Below are 23,205 nucleotides of genomic sequence, written 5' to 3' on the forward strand. Positions count from 1 at the left end.
CCTGGGCCTCGGACCCGGGACCCGGGTGCTGGACGTCGCCTCCGGGCAGGGAACGACGGCGCTGCTGGTCGCCAGGGAGTTCGGCTGCACCGTGGCCGGGATCGACCTCGGTGCCCGGCAGGTCGAGCAGGCGAGGTCGGCAGCAGCCCGGGAAGGCCTGGGCCATCTGGCGACCTTCTCGGTCGCGGACGCCGAGGACCTCCCGTTCGAGGACGGATCGTTCGACGCGCTCGTATGCGAGTGCGCCCTCTGCACCTTCCCGGACAAGTCCCGCGCCGCAGCCGAATTCGCCCGCGTCCTCGTCCCCGGAGGCAAAGCCGGGATCACCGACGTCACCGTCCGCGGGGGCCGCCTCCCCGAGCCCCTGACCGGGATGGCCGCATGGGTCGCCTGCATCGCCGACGCCCGAAGCCCCGAAGGCTACGCCGGGCTGCTCGAAGCGGCAGGGCTCGCCGCCGACCGCCCAGAGGACCAGAGCCCCGCCATCGCCCGGATGCTCGACCAGATCGAGGCCCGCCTCGCCGTCCTGGCCATGGCGGCCCCGGACGCACTCGCCTCGGCCGGCATCGAACCCGCGGCCGTGCGCCCGTACGCCCGCACAGTGCGGGCCGAGATCAGCTCCGGCACGATCGGCTACAGCCTCATCACCGCCCGCAAACCCCAGACGAGCACGACCCAGCCCAGCCGCCCGACCGCAGGAGGAACCCGCCCGTGACCATCTCTACACGCCTGGCCGCCCTCGCGGCCGTGCCCGTTGCAGCCCTCGTCCTGTCCGCGTGCGGCGGGTCGAGCAGCCCCCTCTCCACGGCCCCCGCCTCCGGCCAGGCCGTCGCGGGCGGCCCGATCGTGGTGGGCTCGGCCAACTTCACCGAGAGCGAGATCCTCGCCGACGTCTACGCCGGGGCGCTCAACGGCGCCGGCGTGCAGGCGACCACGAAGACCGGGATCGGCTCCCGCGAGGTGTACGTCAAGGCGCTCCAGGACGGCTCCATCGACCTCGTCCCGGACTACTCGGGCAACCTCCTGCGCTACTTCGACAAGAACGCCACCGCCGTGAGCGCGGCGGACGTCATGCAGGCGCTCCCCGCCGTGACCCCCAAGGGGCTCGCCGTCCTGGATGCCGCCAACGCGGAGGACAAGGACTCCATCGTGGTCACCCAGGCCACTGCGGACAAGTACAGCCTCAAGACGCTGGCCGACCTCGGGAAGGTCTGCGACCAGATCGCCCTCGGCATGCCGCCCGAGGCGAAGGACCGCCCGCAGGGCCTGCCCGGGCTCAAGGCCAAGTACGGCTGCACGCCGAAGCAGTTCGTCCCTCTCAGCGATGGCGGCGGCCCCGTGACCATCAAGGCGCTTTTGGACAACCAGATCCAGGCCGCGGACGTGTTCACGACCTCGCCGCTCACCTCCCAGAACCACCTCGTGACGCTCGAGGATCCGCAGAACGACTTCGCCGCCCAGCAGGTCGTGCCCCTCGTGCGCACCGACCGGGTCAACGACAAGGCGAAGGGCGTGCTGGACAAGGTCCAGGCGACGCTGACCACGGCGGACCTCGTCAAGCTCAACGAGGAGGTCTCGGGCAGCGCCAAGCAGGACCCGAAGGCTGCCGCGGACGCGTGGCTGAAGGAGAAGGGGCTCGCCGGCTGAGGAGTCCGGGGCAGCCATTTGGGTCCTGGGGAGACGGGCCCGATCACCGCGGGGGCGCGGCTGTGTGGGCCTTCAGGCGAGAGGAGAAGACGATGAACGCCATCCTGCGGACCGTCGCTGCAGGGGCCGCGGCCGGGGCGGCCGGCACCACCGTGTTGAACGCGATCACCTACCTGGACATGGCCGTCAGGGCCAGGCCCGCCAGCAGCACCTCGAAGGAGTCCGCCCGGCGCCTCGCCCGTGCAGTGGGCATGCACATCCCCGGCGACGAAGAGCAGCAGCAGAACAGGGCCGCCGGGATCGGGCCGCTCCTGGGCCTCGCGGCGGGCGTCGGCACCGGCGTCCTGGCCGCCGGCGCCCGTGCCCTCGGCTGGAGGCCCGGAAGGGCAGTGGGGATCGCGGCAACCACCGGTGTGGTCCTGCTCGCGGCCAACGCGCCGATGACCGTGCTGAAGGTCACCGATCCCAGGACCTGGTCCGCGGCCGACTGGGCCAGCGACATCCTTCCGCACCTGGGCTACGCGATCGCCGCCGACGCCGTCCTGCGCGCACTGGAACCCTAGGGTGCCCTGCCTGCGCGCGGGCGCCGGCGCCCTGAACGGAGTCCGGAGACACCTCCCCATGGGCCGACCGCAATCCATCGGCAGGGTCCCGGCCGTCCGGCTGCCGGCGCTCATTCAGGACGTGCTGCTCTGGTACGACCCCGTCGGGCAGCTGCGGAGGTGGGCCAGGCGGCACGGGGACGCCTTCACGGTCAGGCTCCCGGCCGTCGGGCCGATCCTGGTCCTCGGCGATCCTTCGACGGCGCGGCAGGCCCTCCTCAGCGACCCGCGCGCGGCTGAGGCCGGCACCGCGACCGGGCGGGTGCTGCCCGTACTCGGACCCGCCTGCGTCCTGCGGCAGGACGGCAGCGCCCATCAGGACCGCCGGCGCCTCCTGGGACCGGCATTCCACGGAGAGAGCCTGGAGCGGCTCCGGACCGTCGCCGCCGAGAACGCCGGGCGGGAGATCCGGACCTGGGCAGAGGGAAGGCCGATTGCGCTGCTTCCCCGCATGCAGGAGGTGGTCTTCGCCACGATGGCCACCGCCGTCCTGGGCATCGATGACTCCGAGACGGTCCAGAGGCTGCATCGTGCGATTACCGGCATGAACGGCCCATCCGCCCTGGCACGGACCTGGATGTCGCCGGTGGGCGACGGCGCAGTGCGCTCCTGGCTCTCGCGCCGCTCGCGGCGCCGCCAGTCCCGGGTGGACGCCATCCTCGCACCGATCATCGATGCCCGCCGTTCGGCGGAGCCCCTTGGAGGCAGCGACGTGCTTTCGCTGCTCATCGGGCACGAGCGGGACAGCGGGTCCCGCATCGGCCAGGAGGCGATGAACGACGAACTGACCGCCCTGCTGCTGGCAGGCTACGAGACCACAGCCGCAGCACTGGGCTGGGCGCTCGAGCGCCTCGCCCGCGACCCGGGAGCCGCCCGGCTCCTCGCCGGCTCCGTTGACGGGCAGGACTCCCGTCACCTCGACGCGTTGGTGCGGGAGGTGCTGCGCTGGCGTCCGCCCGTCCTAGATGCGGTCCGAGAGCTCACCACGCCGATGGAGCTCGCAGGCTTCCGCGTCCCCGCCGGGACGCTGGTCGTGGTCGCGCCCCTGCTGGTCCACGACAACGACGGGCGGGTGGACGCCCCAGACGCCTTCCGGCCAGACCGCTTCCTCGGCGCCCGCCACCGGGGAGGACGGAACTGGGTCCCCTTCGGCGGCGGGCGCCGCCACTGCCTCGGCGCAGAGCTCGCGGCAGTGCAGATGGAGGCCGTGCTCACCGAGGTGGTCAGCGCAGTCACCCTCTCGCCGGCCTCGCCCTGCGTCGAGACGGCGAGACTCCTGGGCACGGTCTTGGTCCCGTCGCGGGGAAGCGCCGCCGTCATCCGGCGCCGGAGGGCCCCAATGCACACGGCCGCGCGCGGCGGAGGCCCTGGGCAGGGCTCCCCGCCCTGAGCAGTGCCCTGCGGACGCCGCCCCGGATTCAGCCCCTGTGCCCTTGGGAGAATTCGTGCGGCCGAGCGGCGAAGGCGTCACGGCAGCCGGTGGAGCAGAAGAGATGCTCCCGTCCCTCGTGCTGGCAACGGGCCGCTGCGTGCTCGGAGTCGACTTCCATCCCGCACACCGGATCGCGGACGGCCGGGCCCCCATGGCTGGGGCTGCCGCCGTCGGCACCGAGGTAGGCGTGGGGGTCCCTGGCGAAGGCCTCCCTGCACCCGGGCGAGCAAAAGGCGTATTCAGTGCCGTCGTGGGCGAGGGTTCCCCCGCCGGGGTTCCCGGGGTCCACACGCATCCCGCACACCGGGTCCACCGCGATCGGCGGCGAGGCGTCCTCGGTGCCCATGGGCTCGCTGCCGGGTTCTGCGGCGTAGTGGTCCGGGTCTGCGGTGAACTTCTCGTGGCAGCGGTCCGAACAGAACCAGTACATGTGCCCGGCATGGGTGTGGGTGGCGGGGGCGTGGGCCTTCTCGACCTGCATCCCGCACACGGGGTCCTTCGCGTACCGCCCGGCGGTGCCGAAACGGTCCCGCCCGCGGTAGAGCCAGTAGAGCACCACTGCTGCGGCGATCGCGGCCAGGTTCAGCCAGGCCGTGTAGTTCCACTCGAACCGGGCCGGGACGATCTCGGCGGGGCGGGCCGGGGCAGCGATGCCGAGGCCGCGGAAGAGCAGGTCGGTGGCCAGGCCCGCGGCGCTCATCACCGCCCAGAAGGACAGGAAGACTCGCACGGCGATGCGCCGGCCATAGAGCTTGGCGTAGACGGCGACCAGCGGGAAGGCGATCAGGTCGGCGAAAACGAAGGCGACCGTGCCGCCGAAGCCGAGCCCGCCCCTGTACAGGGCCGCAGCCAACGGGACGTTGCCGATCGAGCAGACGAAGCTGGCGAACGCCACGAGCGGGCCGACGAGGGCGTCCCAGGCGTCGGTGAGGAGCCCATGGCCGGGGAAGAACAGCGCCGAGTAGACAGCAGGCGGTACGGCGACGGCCAGGATCCCGGCGACGAGGTAGCCGATGAGCAGCTCGCGGCGGAGCATGGTCGCGTCCGAGACCGCGTACCCGGCGGCGTCCGCCCACCCGGACACTGACCGCATCCTCGCCCACAGCCCCTTGCCGTGCCGCTCGGCCTCGTCGGCCTCATCGGGGCTGCCCTGGGCGGCGGCGCGCTCCGCGAGGCGGGCCCGTGCCGCCTCCAGCTCGGAGGCGGGGAAGACGCGGGGGGCGATCAGGACGAAAAGGGCGATCATGATCGCCCCTCCGACGAACTCGGCGAGGGCGAACTGCCACCCGGCAAGCAGCCACAGCACGAGACCGAGCTCGACGACCAGGTTCGTCGAGGCGAGCATGAACACCATCGAGGTGGTGAAGTCGGCCCCGCGCTGGAACAGCGACTTCGCCAGTGCAGCGGCGGCGTAGGAGCAGCTCGAGGACGCCGCGCCCAGCAGGCCCGTGCGCACCACCGTGGCGGGGCGGTGGTCGCCCATCGCCTTCTGCATCTCCCGGCGGGAGACGAAGGCCTGCACCGCCCCGGAGAGCGTGAAGCCCAGCACGAGCGCCCACAGCGTCCCCCAGAACATGAAGAATCCCTCCAGCACGCTCCGCCAGGCCGTGTCCAAGAACGCCATCAGCGCTGCTCCCTTTCTCCGCTGCGAGCAAGGAGGGCACGGCGCAGCTCGCGGAGCGCAAAGCCCCACCGCTGCAGGGGTCCGCTGCCGCAGCCCGGGATCTCTCTGTCCTGCTGTCCGATGCTGCAGGTCTTGCCCGTGCGCATTTCGCCTCCCTCCGTCCGGGACGTTTCCCCGGACCCCAGTACGTTAGGACCTGGCCCTCGGGGCCAAGTCAAGTCCCGGTCAGCCTGCAGCGAGCTCCGTGGCGAGGTGGGTCAGCGAGGCCACGGTGAGCTCGGGGCGGGCGAGGTAGGAAGGGTAGGCGCCCCCGATGCGGTTGACCCAGGCGGTGCGCAGGCCCGCCCGTGCGGCTCCGTGGATGTCCCAGGGGTGCACCGCGACCAGGAGCATGTCCTCCTCCCGGGTCCCGCACCGCTGGGCGGCGTACCGGTAGGAGGAGGGGTGGGGCTTCCACGCGGGGGCGTCCTCGACGGAGAGCAGCGCCTCGAACTCGTCCCGGATCCCGGCGGCGTCGAAGAGCTTCTGGGCGACCTGGGCGGATCCGTTGGTCAGGGTCACGAGCCGGTTCCCGGCCGCCCGCAGCGCGCGGATCCCGTCGGTGACGTCCGGGTGCAGGGGAAGCTCCGCCACCGAGGTGGCCAGTCGCCGGGCGGTGCCCTCCGGGTCGGGCACCCCTGACGAATCCAGTAGGCCGGTGAGGACCTCGGCCCCGATCTCGCCGAAGGGGGCCGCGTCTCCGGCAGCGGCCAGGGCGAACCCGTCCCTGAGCAGGGTCGCGAACCAGAGCCTGGCCAGATCGGCCGGGGCTCCGGCCTCGGCGAACCGGCCCCCCCCATCGGGGACATGTCGGAGAGGGTCTCGTTGACGTCGAAGACGATCACTTCGGGTGCTCGTGCCATGGCTGTTCCTCCTCGTGGTGGGGCCGGGTCTGCCGTTCAGGCCGTGAGGGGCTCGGCGGCTGGGACGTCGAGCTCGGTGTGGGCGTAGTGGTTGAAGTAGTTCGTGAACAGGTTGACTGCGATGTGGGCGAAGGCCTCGGCCAGCTCGGTGTCCGTCCACCCGGCATCCAGCGCCGCCTGCCATACCGGCTCGGGGACGTTGCCGGTATCCGCGGCGGCGGCGCGGGCGACCTCGGTCAGGGCCGCGAGCCGGGCATCGAAGCCGACCTCCCCGGCGCGCAGGGCCAGGATCTGCTCGTCGGCGAGCCCGGCCTTGCGTGCCGAGAGCGTGTGAGCGGCCTGGCAGTAGTCGCAGCCGTTCTGGTTGCCCACGGCCAGGGCGATCGCCTCGCGGGTTCGGGCGTCGAACGTGCCGTGCTCCGCGATGGCCTTCTGCATGCCCTGGTAGGCGCCGATCACCACGGGGGAGTGGGCCATCTCGGCGTGGATGTTCATGAGCCGGCCCATCCTCCTCTCGAGGCGCTCGGCGTGCTCGCGGGAAGCGTCGGGGACAGTGTCGAGTGTGTGGGCGGGGATGCGGGGCATGGTGAGGCTCCTTCTTCTCGTTCTTCGTCGGCGGCGCCAGGGTCGGTTCCGGTCTGCGCGCCGCACGGTCTCTGTCTTGTCGATGCCCTTCGGGCGGTCTTCCAACGCTACGGGCCGGTGGGGCCGCGTTCTGTGTGCCTGCGCACAGAACATCCAAGGGGCCGGTACCCGGCCCCGCTGCGGCTCACACGGCGCAGCAGGAGAGGCGGGAGACGTCGGCCGTGTAGGACTGGGCGGCGATCTTCAGCCCCTCGGCCATCGTCAGGTAGGGCGCCCACCGGGAGGCGAGCTCGTGGACCGTGGTGCCCGAGGCGATCAGATGCACACCGGCCGCGGCAAGCTCGCCGGCGTCCTGGGCGACGGCGGTGATGCCCAGGATCCTCCCGGTGCCCTCCTCGGCCACGATCTTGATGAACCCCCGGGTGTCCCGGTTCACGAGCGCCCTGGGCACGAACTCCAGGGGCAGCACCCGGCACTCGCAAGCGTGGCCCGCGCCGTTGGCCTGCCGGTCGGTCAGCCCGACCGCTCCCACGGCGGGGCTCGTGAACGCCACCCGCGGCAGCTGCGAATAGTCGACCTCCAGACCGGCCGCGGCGAAGGCGTTCTCCACGGCCAGGGCGCCGTGGGCGGCGGCGACGTTGACGAACTCGCGGTGCCCGGTGACGTCCCCGGCACCCCAGACCCGGGGGTTCGTGGTCCGCAGGCCGGGGTCGACCAGGACCTCGCCCCGGTCGCCGGTGGCGACGCCGATCCCGGGAAGGCCCAGTCCTTCGGTGACGGGGCGGCGTCCGGTCGCCATCAGCACCCGCTGTGCCCGGAAGTCCTGGGCTGCGCCGCCGGCGACGGCGGCCGTGACGACCGCCTCCCCGGTGTCCGGTTCGGTTCGGACCGCGGTGGGGACGGCGCGCCGGGCCACCGTGATGCCCTCCTCATGGAAGACGGAGGCCAGCGCCATGGAGACCTCGGGCTCCTCGCCGGAGAGCAGGCGGGAGCGGGCCAGCACGGTGACCCTGGAGCCGAGCCGGGCGAACAGCTGGGCCTGCTCGACCGCGACGTACCCGCCGCCGACGATCAGGAGTGACTCGGGCACCTCCTCCAGCTCCATCGCGGTCTGCGAGGTCAGGTACCCGGCCTCGGCGAGCCCGGGCAGCTCTGGCACCCACGGGGCGGATCCGGTGGCGACCAGGTAGTGCCGCCCGCGCAGTCGCACCGCCTCCCGGTCCCCGTCGGCCACGTCAAGGACCGGATCGTCCGCGACGCCGGAGAAAACAGCCCGGCCGCGGTGGATGTCCCAGCCGTAGTCATCGGCCAGGTCCAGGTACTTCTGCTGCCGCATCCACCCCACCAGGGCGTCCTTGCCCGCCACCAGAGCCGGCATGTCCAGGCCGACCGGGGCTGGTGCCAGGCCCGGGAATCTGCCGGCGTCGGCGGCCGCGTGGCGGGCCTGTGCGGCTGCCAGGAGGGCCTTGGACGGGACGCACCCGGTATTCACGCAGGTGCCGCCCACAGTGGCACTCTCGGCCATCGCCACCCGCAACCCCATGGTCGTGGCCCGGATCGCAGCGGCGAACCCGGCGCTTCCCGACCCGACGACAACAAGGTCGTACTCCTCGGCAATCGGCACGTTCGTCTCCTCCCCTTCGCTATGCTGCCTTCGTCCACGACTCTCCGCCTTCCAGCCGCTGGAAGGTCAAGGCGGGCATACCCGGGCGGCCCAGACGGTTGGAACTTCCAGAACGGCCGACAGGGAAGGAACCACGATGCGCATCTCAGAGGCAGCGGCCGCCGCGGGCACCACCGACAAGACCCTCCGGTTCTACGAGGACATCGGACTCCTGCCCGGCATCGGAAGGACGCCAGCGGGCTACCGCGACTATCCCGAGAGCGCCGTGCGGCGGGCAGCCTTCATCCGGCGGTCCCGCGCCGCAGGCCTCAGCCTCGAGCAGGCCGGTGCGCTGCTGGCCGTGCACGACGCCGGGGCCAGGCCATGCGCCCATGTCCGCGACCGGCTCGCCGAACAGCTCGATGCCATCGATGCCCGCATCGCCGAGCTCCAGGACCTCCGCAGCACCCTCGCCGAACAGTTCGAGGCATCCGCGTCCGGGGCGCAAGGCTGCGACTCCGGGGAGATCTGCAGCTACCTCTGACCTGCCCGCAGGTTCCCGGCGCCTCCACCTTCACGGTCCCACGGGCCCTCGATGATGCGGCAGAAGACCGCCTCCTGCCCCGACTGGAGCGACGCCTGGGCGGTGTCGCGGGCTGCCAGCAGCGACTCGCGCAGCGCCCCGAGCTCGGCCAGGGTGCGCTCGATCTGGGCCAGATGAGCATCCAGGAGCCCGATCACCAGCCCGCACGGCTGGGCGCCCCCGCGCTGGAGGTCCAGGACCTCGGCGATCTCCGACAGGCTCAGCCCCAGCGACTTCGCCCGGCGGATGAACTGCAGAACTGCCACATCCTCGTCCGTGAACAGCCTGTAGCCCCCCGAGGTACGCGCCGGCTCAAGGAGCAGCCCCCTCGCCTCATACACCCGGATCGCCTTCCGGCTCACCCCGGCCCTCCGCGCCGCCTCCCCGACCGTATAGCCAGCGACCTCCTCGACCAGCATGCGCACCTCCCAGAACTCCCTCTCCGACTTCCAGTGTCAACCCTGCCCCAAGGGCAGCCTCAAGACTTGGGGGCCAATGGCCAGGACCCCTTGACCCGGACCCAAGGGCAGGGGCCAGTCTGGAAGGGCATCAAGAACAAGCGACGACGAGAGGATCGGCCATGGCATTCCACGCGGGAGACATCTACCGCTGCCCCGACCCCGAGTGCGGCTGCGAGCTGACCGTCACCAAGGGAGCAGCCCCGGGAAAGGGAGGCGACCGCAGCCCCACCTGCTGCTGCGGAATGACCATGCAGAAGGTCGAAGCCGAAACGGCTGCAGCGGGCTGAAAGACTGCCGCCGCTCCTCGCTCAGCCCCGGCAGCCCGCACCCTATCGTCTTGCTTCGAAGTAGAAAGACCCTCGGCCCAACCTTTTGACGCCCTGCTCCATCCGGGCCTGAGCCGGTCGGGCGTGAGTGCAAACTGGCCCACGAGGCCCAACTCGCATGGTGCGTTGACGGTCTCCAGAGTCTGCGTAGCGATCAAGCCGGCACTTTGGCTGTAGCGTTGGCTCCTCCCGCCCGGCTATCGTTTCAGCGAGCCGAGCGAGGGGGCGATCATGGGCGAAGACGGCAAGGCCGGCACCCGGCATTTCATCGAGGACGCTTGGAACAACGGCCGATTCGATCAGGCGCGGGAGCATCTCGCCCCTGAGTTCGTGAACCATACGCCGTTCGGCGAGGAGAACCGGGACGAGTTCCTCGCCCGCATCGCATCATTCCGTGAGGCGTTCGCGGATTTCACCATGGTCGTCGACCAGATGCTCGCCGACGGCGATTTCGTCACGACGCAGTGGACCGCGACCGGTGTGCACCGAGGCGCGTTCCGCGGGATCGCCCCCACCGGCCGCCGAGTCAGCTTTGGTGGGATCGCCATCGACAAGGTGGTCGACGGCCACCGAGTGGAGGGCTGGGCGCTGATCGACATGTTCGGACTACTGCAGCAGTTGGGCGCCAGCATGAAGATTCCCGACCCGAACGGCTGACCCGGACCCTGTCGCTACCGCCGGAGGGTCGAACTCTAGGCGGCCACGTATGGACAGAATGGGTGCTTCCTCTGATCATGCCGACATGAACAGTGACGTACCGGGCTTTCAGGGCGAATTGCTAAGGCCCGGGGATGAAGGGTATTCGGCATCCCGGCGGATCTGGAACGGGGCCATCGATCGGCGCCCGGCCCTGATCGCGCGCTGCCTCGACGAGGAGGACGCGTCCGCCACGCTGAAATACGCGCTGAGCCGGAAGCTGCCGCTCTCCGTGCGCGGAGGCGGCCACAACGTCTCCGGTTCGGCGCTGGCCGAGGGCGGGGTCGTCATCGACTTCTCGGCCCTCAGGGGCGTGGTCGTCGACCCGGACAGCACGAGCGCCCGGGTGCAGCCCGGCGCCCTGTGGGGCGACGTCGACGCCGCGACCCAGAAGCACGGTCTGGCCATGCCGGCCGGGATCGTCACCCATACCGGGGTGGCCGGGCTGACCCTGGGCGGCGGCTTCGGCTGGCTGAGCCGACGGTGGGGGCTGACCTCGGACAACCTGCTCTCCGTCGCGATGCTCCTGGCCGACGGCAGCCGAGTCCACGCATCCGAGGACGAGAACCCCGATCTCTTCTGGGCCGTCCAAGGGGGCGGCGGCAACTTCGGTATCGCGACCGAATTCCGCTTCCAGGCCCACCGCCTCGGCACCCACGTCCTGGCAGGCCCCATCCTGTTCCGCGCCGAGCAGGCGCCGGAGGTCCTCGCCTTCTACCGCGAATTCATCGCCGAAGCCCCGGACGAGCTCTCCGTCTACCTGAACCTCCGCACGGCTCCGCCGTTCGACTGGGTCCCGGAACACCTGCGAGGCACCGACATACTGCTGGTGATCCCCTTCTTCGTCGGCGACCCCCGGGAGGGCGAGGAGCTGCTGCGGCCGCTGCGCGCCTTCGGCCCGCCCGCCGCCGACCTCGTCCGCTACAAACCGTACGTCGAGCACCAGGCCATGTTCGACGCCGGGGTCCCCCATCACTGGGGCTACTACTGGAAATCGCACTACCTGCCCCCGCTCACCGACGCCGCAATCGAGGTCCTGCTCGAGCATTCGTGGGCCAAGAGCTCCCCGGCCTCCTACACGCTGCTGTTCCACATGGGCGGCGCCATCGCCTCACGCTCCCAGGACAGCTCCGCGGCCAGCGGGCGCGACGCGGCGCACGCGATGAACATCAACGCCGCCTGGCCCGCCGGAGGCCCGACCCACCCCGATATCGCCTGGTGCAGGGACTACTTCGCCGCGATGGAGCCCCATGCCACCGGCGGGGTCTACGTGAACTTCCTCCACAACGACGAGGGCGAAGCCCGGATCCGCGCAGCCTACGGCAGCCGCTACGACCGCCTCACCCAAATCAAAGCCAAATACGACCCCCACAACGTCTTCCAATCGAACCAGAACATCAAACCCTCACCAGCCGAGCAGACATGACCCCGCCCTTGCTCCGTCCGCGCGGCGCTCGTGAGGAATTGGGCAGTATGGCTCTTTCGGAATTCAGCCCTGGATCCGCGATTGGACGCATCGTCACCGCGCAGGATCGGGCCATCAGGACGGCGAGTGCTGAGAGCACGGCTGCGCCGGGTCCGCCGCCGCTGGCGGCTATGGTGCGCGCGTGGAAATCCAGCACATGCCCGAAGCGCGCGACCCCTCCCTGCCCAGGGGCGCGGGAGAGGATTCTCACGGTCGCCTAGGAGCTGTTCGCCCGGCGAGGGATCCGCGACGTGGGCGTGGACGAGCTGATCGAGAAGTCTGCGGTGGCCGCGGTGGATACGCGGAAAGAACTCGCGCCCGATGTCGTTCGGCTGGTATGGGCCGACCCCGGGTCTGCAACATCGAGCACCAATTGCTGAACGGCCTCCTGCAAGGTTAGGGATGAGGGCACGCGATCCTGGCAGCACGCTCGGATGACGTCGCGCCACCTCAACTTCCGGCTACTTAGCGTGACCCCGTCCGAGAACGCGACTTCGTCTCGGAGTCCTTTCTAGGCATGTGGGGCAAGGGCTGTGAAGACGGAGGATAGCTGGGACGGTACAAGGAGGATCCACCTTCGCAGCTCGCCGTACCCATTCACGATTGAATGGACGTATGCTACCATGGTAGATACACCATACTCGCTATAAGAAACATGGTGATGTGATGCATGGCGGCGTGATCCTGTTCCGCGGAAACGGAGCTGACGCGCGCCGGTATGTGGAGGCGGATCGTTCCCGCGCTGATGACTACTACCTCGGGGCGGACTCGGCCGTGGCTCAGTTCGTCCAGCTCGACGGCAGCGGTGCTGTGGCTGGCGAGGCGAGCCTGGCACCGGAGGTGTACGCGGAGTGGGTGGACTGGACGCATCCACTCACCGGGGAGTCCATGGGCACCCCGCGGCTGCCGGGCGAGGCGCGTCGCGGTTCGCCCCGGTTCGCGGAGATGGTCGTGAACGCGCCGAAGAGTCTGTCGATCGCTGCCGCACTCCACCCGGAGGTGTCGGCCGCGCTCGATGCGGCGCAGCATGACGCCGCGGCCGAGATCCAACGTTGGCTCGCCACCCATTCGGTGACCAGGGCGGGCCCCCGCGGCCTTCAGGAGGTGGTTCCGGTCGAGTCGTTGCAGACGGTCGCCGTCACGCATCGGACCTCGCGGGCGGGTGACCCGCACCGACATATCCATTTCCAGATCGGCACCCGCGTGTGGGCGGCCGGGAAGTGGCGCGCCTTGGACACTGGAGCGCTGTTCAGGCAGCAGGGAGCGATCCGCGCCCTCGGCACGGCCGTCATCGCGGCACACCCACAGCTGGCCGAGGCGCTGGACCGTCACCGGCTGACGCTCGACCCACGGACGGGGGAGGTGGTCGAGCTGGAGCCGTTCAATTCGGTGATGAGCAAGCGCGGGGAGCAGGTCGCCCGCAACCTCGCCCGTCTCGAATCGAAGTGGGAGGCCGTGCATCCGGGCGAAACGGCGGGGCCGGTGGTGTCAGCTCGACTGGTGGCGCAGGCGTGGGCGCTGGGACGTCCGGCGAAGAAGCCGACAACGCTCCGCGAAGAACACGCCTGGCAAGCCGAACTCCGCGACGCCGGCCACGCCCCCGATACTCTGCGCCGGCCGGCGCCCCGGGAGCCGGTGTCGGTGGATGATCTGCGGGCGCAGGTGGTCGCCTCGCGTGCCCTGGACAGGTGCGCTGCTGGAGCGTCGGCATGGCCCCGACACACGGTGCAGGAGCACGTCACCCGGATCGTGACCGAGTACGGGGTCCGTGCAACCCCCGACAGGTTGCGGGACTTCATCACGGTTGCGACCGCCCTGGCGATGGAGGACTGCTTCTCGATCCTCCCGCCCGGCAGCCCCACACCGGAGCATGTCGCGCACCTCACCTCGGTAGGCGTTCTCCGGGCAGAGACAAACCTCCGCGACCTCCTCACCGCCCGCGTGCCCGATGACGAGGCGGAGCATCCGGACGTGGCCGCGCACGCCGCCGCGCTCGAGCTGCAGCTCGATAGCGGACAACTCGTCGCTGCCGCCGCGGTCGCCTCCGCCGACCCCCTCGTTGTCGTGGAGGGGGCCGCGGGCGCCGGGAAGACAACGATGCTCTCCACCGCGATCCGAGCAAGCCAGGCAGCAGGGCGCGGCGTGCTGGTGGTGGCTCCGACGAGGAAGGCCGCCGACGTCGCCCACCAAGAACTCGGGGTGCCTGCCGAGTCCGTTGCGGCGCTCGTGCATGCCCATGGATGGCGGTGGAACCGAGACGGCGTCTGGACCCGCCTCGGCCTGGGCGACCTCGACCCGGACACCGGACACGCCTACGCCGGCCCGCCCCAATGGGCGCGACTCGCGGCCAGTGAACGCGTGGTGGTGGATGAGGCGGGGATGCTCGACCAGGACACCGCCGTCGCGCTGCTCACAGTCTGTGCCGAGAGCGGGGCGACGGTCGCGCTCGTGGGAGACCGGGCGCAGCTGGCCGCGGTCGGGCGCGGCGGCGTGCTCGATATCGCCGCACAACTCCGGGGCCAGGTCTTCGACATGGCCGAGGTGCACCGCTTCACTGCCCCCGACTACGCGGACCTGACTCTCGACATGCGCGCCGGGGCGGACCCCGGGCGGGTGTTCGACCAGTTGCAGGCCCTCGGTTTGGTACGCCTCCACGCCGGCGACGGCATGCGCGTGCATGTCGCCGACGCCTTCCGCGACGATGAAGCGATCACGGTCAGCTCGAACGACGATGCCCGCGCGCTGAACGCCCGCATCCGGGAGGAACGAGTGAACCGTGGCCTGATCGACGACGTCGTGACCGTCATTGGCAGCGATGGCCTGCCGATCGGGCGTGGCGACAGGGTGCAGACGCGGCGCAACGACGCAAGCCTTGGGGTTGCGAACCGTCAGACCTGGATCGTCCAGCGCACCGAGGCAGATGGGGCGCTGTGGGTGCATGAGGCGAGTCATGAACACAGAGCCGAGCAGTCGGTGCGGCTTCCCGCCGAATACGTGAGCGAGCACGTGCACCTGTGTTACGCCACAACCGCCTATGGTGTCCAAGGTTCAACCGTCGCGAGGTCACACACTGTCCTCACCGACATGACCAGCGCCGCAGCGGTGTACGTCGGCATGACCAGGGGCCGCAAAGAGAACCTGCTGCATGTCGTCGCCGAGAGCGTGGCCGATGCGCGTGAGCAGTTCACTCAAGCGATGAAGCGTGACCGCGCCGACCGCGGCCTCACCGACGCCACCACACGTGCCGCCGAGGAGATCACCGGTCTGGTCGATGACGGGCCTGTGAAGCTCGTGAACGCGGAGATCGCTGCGCTCGCGAAGCAAGCCCAGGACGCCGAACGGCGCGCGGCACGGTGGCTGATGATCGCAGAGCACCTCGGTGCACAGGCTGAAGTGCACCGGGCCGAGACGGATGAGGCAGCGTCAGAAGTCGAGGCGTTGCGTGAGCACGTCGAGCAGGTGCGATTCGAGGTCCAGGCTCCGATCCTTGCCGCCGCGGAAGCTGACAGGCACGATCATGACGACGCAGTGAGCAGTGTCGCCGAGACGAGCGCGCAGCTCCGTGCCGCTTCCCGGCTAAGGAAGCCGAAGGCCCGCCGCGCACACCGCACGGCAACTGACCGAGCAGAGCGGGCACAGGCACGGCTACGCGAACGCTGGGGCAAAACACCGAACATCGGGCAGGCCACCGAAGCATGGACGGCGCAGGTGGCGGATCGAGCAACCGCAAGCGACCCGCGAGTCGTCCAGTCCGAGCAGGCACTTGCCGTCGCGACGCGGAAGCAGCAGGAGATGATCAGACGGCACCGGGACGAGCGGCGGACCCTCCTCGCCAAGCTCTACGGACCCGAGCAAGTCCGTCGCGACCCGGTCCGGTACGAACTCACCAATGCCCGCAGCAAAGCCGCAAAGTGGACGACTACCGCAGAGCAGGCTCGCGACCAGATCGCCGCCCTCCGGGCCTTGCCGCCCGATCAGGCTGCCGCCCGGGTTCAAGCGCAACACGACGCAGCAGCGGTGCGGGAGGCGCAGCGTCGAGAGGCCACCGAGCAGGTGCGCGAAGACTTCCAGCACCGGGAAGCTGAACGGATGCGAAAGGGAGGCACCTCAAAGCGGCAAGGCCCTCTGAGCAGCCTCTGATCCCACCGGTGCCGTCCCAATGGCTGTGCGCGCAAGTCAGAGGCTTCGTGCGGCCCGCGACCACTGCAACGCGGTGGGCCGGCAATGCCGGTAGCGCCGAGGTCGGGGGAGCCGGGGAGCGGCGTTCGGGCAGCGGCGTCGAGTTCTCACTCCAGGGCTAACGGTCGCGGGTGACACCTCGAGTTTGCCAGCCGGACGCAGGCTCGCCGGTGGGCCTGTGCAGATCGGCGTTGCCCCAGAATCCTGCGGGTGGTTGAGCTATTCGTGATCGCGCGGGGCACCGTCGGCCGATTCGAAGAGGCTGAGGAACTTCTCGCGCGGAATCACGATTCTGCGGCCGAGCTTGACCGAGGGAATCGTGCCGTCCTGGATTCCGACCGTGATAGTACGGGGATCCACTCCGAGCGCTTCTGCGGCTTCCTTGCGGCTGATGACGAGGCTCCGGCGTGCACGGAGGTCGTCGATGCCGAGTGTGCCCTGTCTCATCACTCCACCTTCGCCTTCGTCTGCCGCTGAGCCCCCGAGGAGCGGTGTTCTCAACACGGTAAGCTTCGCCGCTTGTGTTGTCAATTATCGCGTTGTATGTTCTCAATATGGAGAACGAGAGGGTGCGGGGCAATCCCGCGGGGATCACGAACATGCACGTCGCGACCAATATTCGCGCAGCGCGGCAGAGCATCGGCATGGACTTGCGCACCATGTCCGTGAAGCTCACTGAGGTGGGCCGGAAGATCTCGCCCTCGGGCATCAGCAAGATCGAAAACGGCGACCGTCGCGTGGATGTGGACGACCTCACCGCGATCGCCTACCTGCTCCGCACCACCCCGGCGGCACTCCTCACCCCGCCAAGCGATGGCGTCGAGGTGACGGGGGTCTCCTCAAGGTTCCTTCCTGAGGAGATCCAGGCCTGGGTCGCCGGCCGGGTGAAGCTCACGCCCGACGACCTGCTGCGGTACTGGAAGGAAGAGCGCTTCAACGCCTCCTCATACGTCAAGCGATTCGAAGACGCACTGGCCCAGTACGACCAGGGCCAGCTCGGACTCACGCCGCGCGAGGTCTACGAGGAACGCCTGGCGACACAACGGGCCCGACTGGAACTCGCAACCGGCAGGCTGGTGCAACTCGACCCGCTGGCGATCCCCAACCTCGATTGACCCGCCCACAAACGCCGAAGCACAACGACGAAAGGGAGGAGCCAGGCCATGACATCACGGCGACGAGAACCGCCGGATGATCCGGGCGGAAATGAGGCCAGGAGGCAGCGGCGCTCCCGCTCCCGACGGCCGGGCTCAATCCAGGAGTACCAGACGGCACAGGGCAAGCGGTGGCGGTTCCAGATCTACGTCTTGAAAGATCCTGAGTACCCCGAGCAGGGGATGCGCCGCCTCACCCGCTCCGGATTTAAGGACACCGCCGAAGCGAATGACGCCTTGCAAGACGCGCTCAAGCAGCGTGCGCAGAACGAGAAGTTCTCTGGCAAGGTTCCCGCCCTCGGTGTGTACGCGGAAGAGTGGGCCGAAGGGCTCAAGCTCGCGGACTCCACCGTCAAGGGCTACAAGAAGATCATACGCAACCACATCAAACCGCAGCTCGGCACGATTCGGCTCGACAAGCTCACCGCGACACGGATCGCCCGCCACTACCGCGACCTGGAGAAGCACGGCCGCGCCGACAAGCTCGGCAAGGGCCAGCCGCTCTCAGCCAACAGCGTCCACAAGATCCACGTGGTGCTCGGCGCGATCCTCGACGCCGCGATCGAGGATGGGCATCTGACCGTCAACCCGACGAAGAAGCGCCGCACTGTCAAAGCGCCCACGTCGAGCGAGGTACGGGCGCAGAAACCCGAGATCGTCACCTGGACCGGCGAACAGCTTCACACCTTCCTCACCTGGAACCGTGACGAACTGAATGACGAGCTGTTCCCACTGTGGCGGCTGATCGCCTACACCGGCATGAGACGCAGCGAAGCCCTCGCTCCGATGGAACGACATCAACACGAAGACCATGCGGATCAGCATCCGACGTGCCGTCAATACCGAGGACTGGGCCGAGACGAAGACGACCAAGACCGGCAATGCCCGCGTCATCGACATCGATGCCGAAACGCTCAAGGTGCTCGCCGCGCACAAGGTCGCTCGCGCTGAACTCGCCTTCGAACTGGCGAAAGCCGACGCCTACGTTTTCGGAGACGACGACGGCAAATTGCGGTCGCCGGACGCGATGACCAGCCGCTGGGCGCGCCGTCTCGACTGGGCCACGGCGAAGTACGACACGCTCACCCGCGTCACGATCAAGGGGCTCCGTCATACCCACGCGACCCTGCTGCTCGAACTCGGCGAGCATCCCAAAGTGGTTCAGGAACGCCTCGGGCACTCGACCATCACGACCACGATGAACATCTACAGCCACGTCACTCCGACCATGCAGAAGGCCGCGGCAGACCGTTTCGCCCAGTACCTCGACAGGGCTTAGCACTTTTTCTAGCACTTCACGCGGAAACGGCCCCCAACCTAAGGACGTAATCCCAGGTCAGGAGCCATTTCCCCTTCGTGCGCGGAGGGGGACTTGAACCCCCACGCCCTAATCGGGCACTAGCACCTCAAGCTAGCGCGTCTGCCATTCCGCCACCCGCGCAGGTGGGCTCCGGAAGCGTTCGCATGGCGCGTTTTCCTCCCGGGCAGCGAATAAAACTCTACACGATCCGGGCCTCATGAAGAAATCAGCGCGCGGGCCGTCCGGGCGCCGAGCCGGAGACTAGGCTGGGCCTCACTGACCGTCGCAGCCGAGGAGCGTCCATGACCGATCGCCCAACCGAAAGCCCGCTTCGCGCCGAGGACGAGGTGGTCCAGATCTGCCAGGACCTCATCCGGTTCGACACGAGCAACTTCGGTGACGGGTCGGGTCCGGGCGAGCGCGCGGCGGCGGAATACACGGCAGGACTCCTCGAGGAGGTTGGCCTGTCTGCGGAGATTTTCGAATCGGCGCCTGGGCGGGCGTCCGTCGTCGCCCGCGTTGAGGGAACCGATCCCGCGGCGAGCGCCCTCGTCATCCATGGCCACCTCGATGTCGTCCCGGCCCAGAAGAACGACTGGAGCGTCGACCCGTTCGCCGCCGAGCTCAAGGACGGTCTCATCTGGGGGCGCGGTGCCGTCGATATGAAGGACATGGACGCCATGGTCCTCTCGGTGGTTCGCGAGCTGCAGCGGAGCGGCACGCGGCCCAAGCGCGATCTCGTCATCGCCATGTTCGCGGACGAGGAGGCGGGCGGCGCGTACGGCGCGCGCTGGGCGGTCGATCATCGCCCCGAGCTGTTCGACGGCGCGAAGGAGGCCATCAGCGAGGTCGGCGGCTTCTCGGCGGAGATCGGCGGTCGCCGCACCTACATGCTTCAGACCGCGGAGAAGGGGCTCTCGTGGCTCAAGCTCACCGCGTCGGGGCGTGCCGGTCACGGCTCCCAGACCAACTTGGACAACGCCGTGACGCGCTTGGCCCGGGCCGTGAGCCGCATCGGCGAGCACGAGTGGCCGATCGAGCTCACCGACACGACAAAGAGATTCCTCGACGGCGTCACCGAGCTCACCGGTGTGGAGTTCGACCGCGACAACCCGGAGATCCTGCTCAAGGAGCTCGGAACGTTCGCGCGCTTCGTCGGGGCGACGCTCCAGAACACGTCCAACCCGACAATCCTTCGGGCCGGCTACAAGGAGAACGTCATCCCGGGCAGCGCCGAGGCGCGGATCGACGTCCGGACGCTCCCCGGCCAGGACGAGCTCGTGCTCAAGAAGATCAAGGAACTCGCGGGGGAGGGCGTCGACTTCGCGTACGTGCATCATGATGTCGCGCTCGAGACGCCGTTCGAGGGCGCCCTCGTCGAGTCCATGGTCGGCGCGCTGCAGGCCGAGGATCCGGGAGCGCACGTACTGCCGTACACGCTGTCCGGTGGGACGGACAACAAGTCGCTCAGCCGGCTCGGCATCACCGGGTACGGTTTCGCGCCCCTGCGCCTGCCCGCCGAGCTCGACTTCGCGGGCATGTTCCACGGGGTCGACGAGCGCGTCCCCGCCGATTCACTCCAGTTCGGCGCGCGCGTGCTGCGCCGGCTGCTCACGACGTACTGACCCCGCAACGGCCGGCCCTGGGGCCCACGCCGGCAAGGGCCCCCGCCTGAGCCTGCGAAGGTTGGGAGCCGGCGGGGAGGACCCGCAATGAGAGGAGGGGCCGTGAGCCTCGACCCGACGAGCGTGCTGCCCGACGAGCTGATCGAGCGCATTCGCTCCCGCGCGCCTGGCTACGACGAGCGCAACGAGTTCTTCCGTGAGGACTTCGACGAGCTCGTCGAGGCCGGCTATCTCAAGGCGTTCGTCTCGAAGGGCGCGGGTGGGCTGGGAGCCAGCCTGGCCGACGTCGTCCGTCTCCAGCGCCGACTCGCGGCCGCCGCCCCTGCCACGGCGCTCGGCGTCAACATGCATCTCGTGTGGACGGGCGTCGCGCGGGTGTTCGAGGCGCGCGGCGACGCAAGCCTCGACTTCGTCCTCGAGGAGGCAGGGGCGGGCGAGGTCTTCTCGTTCGGGATCTCCGAGGCCGGGAACGATTCGGTCCTGTTCGACTCGGTGACCGTCGCGGAGCCTCAGCCGGAGGGCGGGGTCCGCTTCACCGGCACCAAAGTGTTCACGAGCCTCGCGCCAGTGTGGACGCGCATGGGCACGTTCGGGAAGGACGCGACGGGTCCGGAGCCGCGGCTCGTCTACGGCTTCATCCGCCGCGGCGAGCCGGGCTGGCGCCACCTCGACGACTGGGACACGCTCGGGATGCGCGCGAGCCAATCCTGCACGACCATCCTCGACGGCGCCTACGCGCCGGAGAGTCGGATCGTTCGGCGGCTTCCGGTGGGCCCGAATCCGGACCTGCTCGTCTTCGGCATCTTCGCGGTCTTCGAGACGCTGCTCGCGGCGGTCTACACGGGAGTCGCGGAGCGCGCGCTCGCCCTCGGCGTCGACGCGGCGCACCGGCGGAAGTCGCTGAAGAATGGCGGCCGGCCCTACGCACAGGACCCAGACATCCGTTGGCAGCTTGCGGAGGCGGCGATGGCGCTCGACGGCGTCCTCCCTCACCTCGAACGGGTCGCGGACGATGTCGACGGCCTCGTGGACCGCGGCCCAGCGTGGTTCCCGGCGCTCAGCGGGCTCAAGCACCGGGCGACCGAGACCGCGCGCGCGGTCGTGGACGTCGCGATGCGAGTAGGTGGAGGAGGGGGGTACTTCCGCTCGAACGAGCTCCAGCGGCTCTACCGCGACGTCCTCGCCGGGCTGTACCACCCGTCTGATCCGGAGTCCGCCCACGCGACCGTCGCGAACGCACTCCTCGGGCCGATCGAGGAACCGGCAACCGGGGCCGTGGACGGCTAGGCCGTCCGTTCGACCGCGATGACCCTGCGGCGGAGCCAATACCGGCGGCCGCCGCCCATGTAGAGGCGGCTCCTCTCGAGCTCCCACTTGCCATACTCCGAGTGCTCCCGCACACGCTGGCGGGCCTCCGCGATCGACTCCCCGGGCTTCACCGACAGGACGAGGTATTCGTACTTCCCGTTGGCGGCGCCGTTGCCCGGGCCGAGGATCCGTTCCTTCATGGCCCTCGCTTCCTCATGAGTGTGCTGATGCGCCGTTCGGCGATCTAGGCAGTCCCTTCGAATCAGATTACCGTGGGCCCATGAGCATCGACCCTCGCGTGGCACTCGGTTCGCTGACAGCGGCGCTTGAGGAGCACCTCGTGGCCGCAGCGTCCAGACGCGGCGACGATGATCCCTCCGTCGAGGCTGCTTATTTCGCGGTCGCGGACGCGTTCGAGGCGTACTCCGACGCGCTGTACGACGCCTACGGCGAGGATCTGCCGATCGATCTCCTGGAGGACGGCGACGAGCAAGAGAGCTAGCGGCGGATCGCTCCCCGCCGGTTTCAGGCCGTCCCGCGCCGAGCACTAGGCTTGTGGCGTGAAGACTTGGCGTCAGGCTCCTATTCCGTCCCTTCCCGGCAACAGCGGCCAGATCCGGCTGTGGGATTCGGCGCGGAACGACATGGCTGAGCTGCCTGTCGCGCCCGAACAGTCCTTCTATGTCTGCGGGATCACGCCCTACGATGCGACGCACCTCGGCCACGCGGCGACCTATGTCGCGTTCGATCTGCTCAACCGGGTCTGGCGGGACGCGGGGAGTACGGTCACCTACGTCCAGAACACGACCGACGTGGACGATCCCCTGCTCGAGCGCGCCGACGCGACGGGCGTCGACTGGCGCACGCTCGCGAAGCAGCAGATCGAGCTGTTCCAGACGGACATGGAGGCGCTCAACGTCCTCGCCCCGGACCACTACGTCGGCGCCGTCGAGTCCATCCCGTGGATCGTGCCGGAGGTCGAGCGGCTCCTCGACGAGGGGATTGCCTACCAGCTCGCGGGCGCCGAGGGCGAGCCCGACGGCGATGTCTACTACGACGTGACGGAGGCCACGCGCCGCGCCGACTCACCGGATGCGTGGCGGCTCGGGACGGTGTCCCACTTGACGGTGGCGGAGATGATCGAGGTATTCGGTGAGCGCGGGGGCGATCCCGAGCGGCCTGGCAAGCACAGCCCTCTCGACCCGATCCTGTGGCGTGAGGCGCGGCTGGGCGAGCCGCACTGGGACGGCGGCAGCCTGGGCCGCGGTCGTCCCGGATGGCACATCGAGTGCACCGTTATCGCGCAGCGCTTCCTGCCCGCGCCGTTCACCGTCCAGGGCGGCGGCTCGGACCTCGCCTTCCCACACCACGAGATGGGCGCCGGCCACGCCTGGTCCCTGCACCACGTCCCGCTCGCGCAGCACTTCGCCCACACCGGCATGGTCGCGCTCGACGGTCAGAAGATGAGCAAGTCCCTCGGGAACCTCGTCCTCGTCTCGAAGCTGCGGGCCGCGGGGGAGGATCCACAGGCCATCCGCCTCGCGATCCTCGCGAACCACTACCGCTCCGATTGGGAGTGGACCGCTGAGCTCTTCGCCACCGCGAAGTCGCGGCTCGCCCGGTGGCGTGAGGCGCTCCCGCAGGCGCCGCGCGGCTCGGCCGAACTTCTGCTCGCCGAGATCCGCGGGGCACTCGCCGACGATCTCGACGCGC

22 protein-coding genes, 1 tRNA gene and 1 pseudogene are annotated in these 23,205 nt (G+C 69.5%); 16 read left to right on the forward strand and 8 right to left on the reverse strand.

From position 1 onward, the window contains the following. From ACLN58_RS05360 to ACLN58_RS05375, 4 genes are all read left to right on the forward strand, one after another. On the forward strand, positions 1-715 hold a 715-nt coding region (locus ACLN58_RS05360), incomplete at its 5' end, for a class I SAM-dependent methyltransferase (protein ID WP_415854247.1). After that, entirely contained in the window at positions 712-1,647 is a 936-nt protein-coding gene (locus ACLN58_RS05365) for an ABC transporter substrate-binding protein (RefSeq protein WP_241053918.1), read from the forward strand. The genes ACLN58_RS05360 and ACLN58_RS05365, both read left to right, overlap by 4 nt. Before the next feature lie 92 nt (positions 1,648-1,739). After that, positions 1,740-2,210 carry a hypothetical protein gene (locus ACLN58_RS05370; RefSeq protein WP_415854248.1) on the forward strand — a complete coding sequence of 157 codons (471 nt, stop codon included), beginning with the start codon at positions 1,740-1,742 and terminating at the stop codon, positions 2,208-2,210. Positions 2,211-2,268: 58 nt separating this feature from the next. Then, complete coding sequence (locus ACLN58_RS05375; RefSeq protein WP_415854249.1) at positions 2,269-3,639, forward strand: cytochrome P450; 1,371 nt, start codon at positions 2,269-2,271, stop codon at positions 3,637-3,639. Between the two features lie 28 nt (positions 3,640-3,667). Here ACLN58_RS05375 and ACLN58_RS05380 read toward each other — a convergent pair whose 3' ends face one another. The 4 genes from ACLN58_RS05380 to merA form a co-directional block, all read right to left on the reverse strand. After that, positions 3,668-5,305, reverse strand: coding sequence for a permease (locus ACLN58_RS05380; protein WP_415854250.1), 1,638 nt, complete (start codon positions 5,303-5,305; stop codon positions 3,668-3,670). A 225-nt stretch (positions 5,306-5,530) separates the two neighbouring features. Continuing rightward, the gene (locus tag ACLN58_RS05385; protein ID WP_415854260.1) at positions 5,531-6,247 is read right to left on the reverse strand and encodes a haloacid dehalogenase type II; all 717 of its coding nucleotides are present in this window, start codon (positions 6,245-6,247) and stop codon (positions 5,531-5,533) included. Continuing rightward, the gene (locus ACLN58_RS05390) at positions 6,244-6,792 is read right to left on the reverse strand and encodes a carboxymuconolactone decarboxylase family protein (protein WP_241053912.1); all 549 of its coding nucleotides are present in this window, start codon (positions 6,790-6,792) and stop codon (positions 6,244-6,246) included. Before ACLN58_RS05390 ends, ACLN58_RS05385 begins: the two co-directional genes overlap by 4 nt. Positions 6,793-6,976: 184 nt before the next feature. Beyond that, positions 6,977-8,410, reverse strand: coding sequence for a mercury(II) reductase (gene merA, locus ACLN58_RS05395; protein WP_241056403.1), 1,434 nt, complete (start codon positions 8,408-8,410; stop codon positions 6,977-6,979). Between the two features lie 142 nt (positions 8,411-8,552). Here merA and ACLN58_RS05400 point away from each other — a divergent pair, with 142 nt between their 5' ends. After that, on the forward strand, positions 8,553-8,939 hold the full coding sequence (locus ACLN58_RS05400; protein ID WP_241053911.1) for a heavy metal-responsive transcriptional regulator: 387 nt from the start codon (positions 8,553-8,555) through the stop codon (positions 8,937-8,939). On the opposite strand, the gene ACLN58_RS05405 is transcribed toward ACLN58_RS05400, so the two are convergent. Next, positions 8,930-9,397, reverse strand: a complete 468-nt coding sequence (locus ACLN58_RS05405) for a heavy metal-responsive transcriptional regulator (protein ID WP_241053910.1) — start codon at positions 9,395-9,397, stop codon at positions 8,930-8,932. The genes ACLN58_RS05400 and ACLN58_RS05405 overlap by 10 nt on opposite strands. 161 nt (positions 9,398-9,558) lie before the next feature. On the opposite strand from ACLN58_RS05405, the gene ACLN58_RS05410 reads away from it, so the two are divergent. The 4 genes from ACLN58_RS05410 (at position 9,559) to mobF (ending at position 16,066) form a co-directional block, all read left to right on the forward strand. Beyond that, a complete protein-coding gene (locus ACLN58_RS05410; protein ID WP_241053909.1) occupies positions 9,559-9,726 on the forward strand; it encodes a hypothetical protein in 168 nt (55 codons plus the stop codon). 270 nt (positions 9,727-9,996) lie between these two features. Beyond that, positions 9,997-10,422, forward strand: coding sequence for an ester cyclase (locus ACLN58_RS05415; RefSeq protein WP_241053908.1), 426 nt, complete (start codon positions 9,997-9,999; stop codon positions 10,420-10,422). 85 nt (positions 10,423-10,507) lie between these two features. Continuing rightward, positions 10,508-11,887 (forward strand): FAD-binding oxidoreductase, encoded by a 1,380-nt coding sequence (locus ACLN58_RS05420; RefSeq protein ID WP_415854251.1) that lies wholly within the window; start codon positions 10,508-10,510, stop codon positions 11,885-11,887. A 717-nt stretch (positions 11,888-12,604) separates the two neighbouring features. Continuing rightward, positions 12,605-16,066 carry a MobF family relaxase gene (mobF, locus tag ACLN58_RS05425; protein ID WP_415854252.1) on the forward strand — a complete coding sequence of 1,154 codons (3,462 nt, stop codon included), beginning with the start codon at positions 12,605-12,607 and terminating at the stop codon, positions 16,064-16,066. Between the two features lie 258 nt (positions 16,067-16,324). On the opposite strand, the gene ACLN58_RS05430 is transcribed toward mobF, so the two are convergent. Continuing rightward, positions 16,325-16,552 (reverse strand): helix-turn-helix domain-containing protein, encoded by a 228-nt coding sequence (locus ACLN58_RS05430; RefSeq protein WP_241053906.1) that lies wholly within the window; start codon positions 16,550-16,552, stop codon positions 16,325-16,327. A gap of 152 nt (positions 16,553-16,704) precedes the next feature. On the opposite strand from ACLN58_RS05430, the gene ACLN58_RS05435 reads away from it, so the two are divergent. From ACLN58_RS05435 to ACLN58_RS05445, 3 genes and pseudogenes are all read left to right on the forward strand, one after another. After that, positions 16,705-17,220, forward strand: a complete 516-nt coding sequence (locus ACLN58_RS05435; protein WP_415854253.1) for a helix-turn-helix domain-containing protein — start codon at positions 16,705-16,707, stop codon at positions 17,218-17,220. A 222-nt stretch (positions 17,221-17,442) separates the two neighbouring features. After that, a pseudogene (locus ACLN58_RS05440) lies at positions 17,443-17,691 on the forward strand (hypothetical protein); the annotation flags it as partial. 379 nt (positions 17,692-18,070) lie between these two features. Continuing rightward, on the forward strand, positions 18,071-18,538 hold the full coding sequence (locus tag ACLN58_RS05445) for a tyrosine-type recombinase/integrase (RefSeq protein WP_415854254.1): 468 nt from the start codon (positions 18,071-18,073) through the stop codon (positions 18,536-18,538). 78 nt (positions 18,539-18,616) lie between these two features. Here ACLN58_RS05445 and ACLN58_RS05450 read toward each other — a convergent pair. Next, positions 18,617-18,700: transfer RNA gene (locus tag ACLN58_RS05450), tRNA-Leu, on the reverse strand. Between the two features lie 161 nt (positions 18,701-18,861). On the opposite strand from ACLN58_RS05450, the gene ACLN58_RS05455 reads away from it, so the two are divergent. After that, positions 18,862-20,184, forward strand: a complete 1,323-nt coding sequence (locus ACLN58_RS05455; protein ID WP_415854255.1) for a M20/M25/M40 family metallo-hydrolase — start codon at positions 18,862-18,864, stop codon at positions 20,182-20,184. An 87-nt stretch (positions 20,185-20,271) separates the two neighbouring features. After that, positions 20,272-21,471: an acyl-CoA dehydrogenase family protein gene (locus ACLN58_RS05460; RefSeq protein ID WP_415854256.1), complete on the forward strand. Its 1,200-nt coding sequence runs from the start codon at positions 20,272-20,274 to the stop codon at positions 21,469-21,471. Here the strand turns inward: ACLN58_RS05460 and ACLN58_RS05465 are convergent. Next, positions 21,468-21,692 carry a DUF5703 family protein gene (locus tag ACLN58_RS05465; RefSeq protein WP_415854257.1) on the reverse strand — a complete coding sequence of 75 codons (225 nt, stop codon included), beginning with the start codon at positions 21,690-21,692 and terminating at the stop codon, positions 21,468-21,470. The genes ACLN58_RS05460 and ACLN58_RS05465 overlap by 4 nt on opposite strands. A gap of 80 nt (positions 21,693-21,772) precedes the next feature. Here ACLN58_RS05465 and ACLN58_RS05470 point away from each other — a divergent pair, with 80 nt between their 5' ends. Both ACLN58_RS05470 and mshC read left to right on the forward strand, forming a co-directional pair. Beyond that, on the forward strand, positions 21,773-21,994 hold the full coding sequence (locus tag ACLN58_RS05470) for a hypothetical protein (RefSeq protein ID WP_415854258.1): 222 nt from the start codon (positions 21,773-21,775) through the stop codon (positions 21,992-21,994). Positions 21,995-22,052: 58 nt separating this feature from the next. Continuing rightward, on the forward strand, positions 22,053-23,205 hold a 1,153-nt coding region (mshC, locus tag ACLN58_RS05475), incomplete at its 3' end, for a cysteine--1-D-myo-inosityl 2-amino-2-deoxy-alpha-D-glucopyranoside ligase (protein ID WP_415854259.1).

This window comes from Sinomonas sp. G460-2, assembly GCF_047759905.1.
Lineage (GTDB): Bacteria > Actinomycetota > Actinomycetes > Actinomycetales > Micrococcaceae > Sinomonas.

Bases quoted from the DNA above. Each gene is read 5' to 3' on its own strand.
- ACLN58_RS05420 (WP_415854251.1), top strand. From the start codon at position 10,508: ATGAACAGTGACGTACCGGGCTTTCAGGGCGAATTGCTAAGGCCCGGG.
- ACLN58_RS05455 (WP_415854255.1), top strand. From the start codon at position 18,862: ATGACCGATCGCCCAACCGAAAGCCCGCTTCGCGCCGAGGACGAGGTG.
- ACLN58_RS05460 (WP_415854256.1), top strand. From the start codon at position 20,272: ATGAGAGGAGGGGCCGTGAGCCTCGACCCGACGAGCGTGCTGCCCGAC.
- ACLN58_RS05380 (WP_415854250.1), bottom strand. From the start codon at position 5,305: ATGGCGTTCTTGGACACGGCCTGGCGGAGCGTGCTGGAGGGATTCTTC.
- ACLN58_RS05405 (WP_241053910.1), bottom strand. From the start codon at position 9,397: ATGCTGGTCGAGGAGGTCGCTGGCTATACGGTCGGGGAGGCGGCGCGG.
- ACLN58_RS05415 (WP_241053908.1), top strand. From the start codon at position 9,997: ATGGGCGAAGACGGCAAGGCCGGCACCCGGCATTTCATCGAGGACGCT.
- ACLN58_RS05410 (WP_241053909.1), top strand. From the start codon at position 9,559: ATGGCATTCCACGCGGGAGACATCTACCGCTGCCCCGACCCCGAGTGC.
- ACLN58_RS05465 (WP_415854257.1), bottom strand. From the start codon at position 21,692: ATGAAGGAACGGATCCTCGGCCCGGGCAACGGCGCCGCCAACGGGAAG.
- ACLN58_RS05470 (WP_415854258.1), top strand. From the start codon at position 21,773: ATGAGCATCGACCCTCGCGTGGCACTCGGTTCGCTGACAGCGGCGCTT.
- ACLN58_RS05390 (WP_241053912.1), bottom strand. From the start codon at position 6,792: ATGCCCCGCATCCCCGCCCACACACTCGACACTGTCCCCGACGCTTCC.
- ACLN58_RS05445 (WP_415854254.1), top strand. From the start codon at position 18,071: ATGCGGATCAGCATCCGACGTGCCGTCAATACCGAGGACTGGGCCGAG.
- ACLN58_RS05435 (WP_415854253.1), top strand. From the start codon at position 16,705: ATGCACGTCGCGACCAATATTCGCGCAGCGCGGCAGAGCATCGGCATG.
- ACLN58_RS05375 (WP_415854249.1), top strand. From the start codon at position 2,269: ATGGGCCGACCGCAATCCATCGGCAGGGTCCCGGCCGTCCGGCTGCCG.
- ACLN58_RS05370 (WP_415854248.1), top strand. From the start codon at position 1,740: ATGAACGCCATCCTGCGGACCGTCGCTGCAGGGGCCGCGGCCGGGGCG.
- ACLN58_RS05400 (WP_241053911.1), top strand. From the start codon at position 8,553: ATGCGCATCTCAGAGGCAGCGGCCGCCGCGGGCACCACCGACAAGACC.
- ACLN58_RS05430 (WP_241053906.1), bottom strand. From the start codon at position 16,552: ATGAGACAGGGCACACTCGGCATCGACGACCTCCGTGCACGCCGGAGC.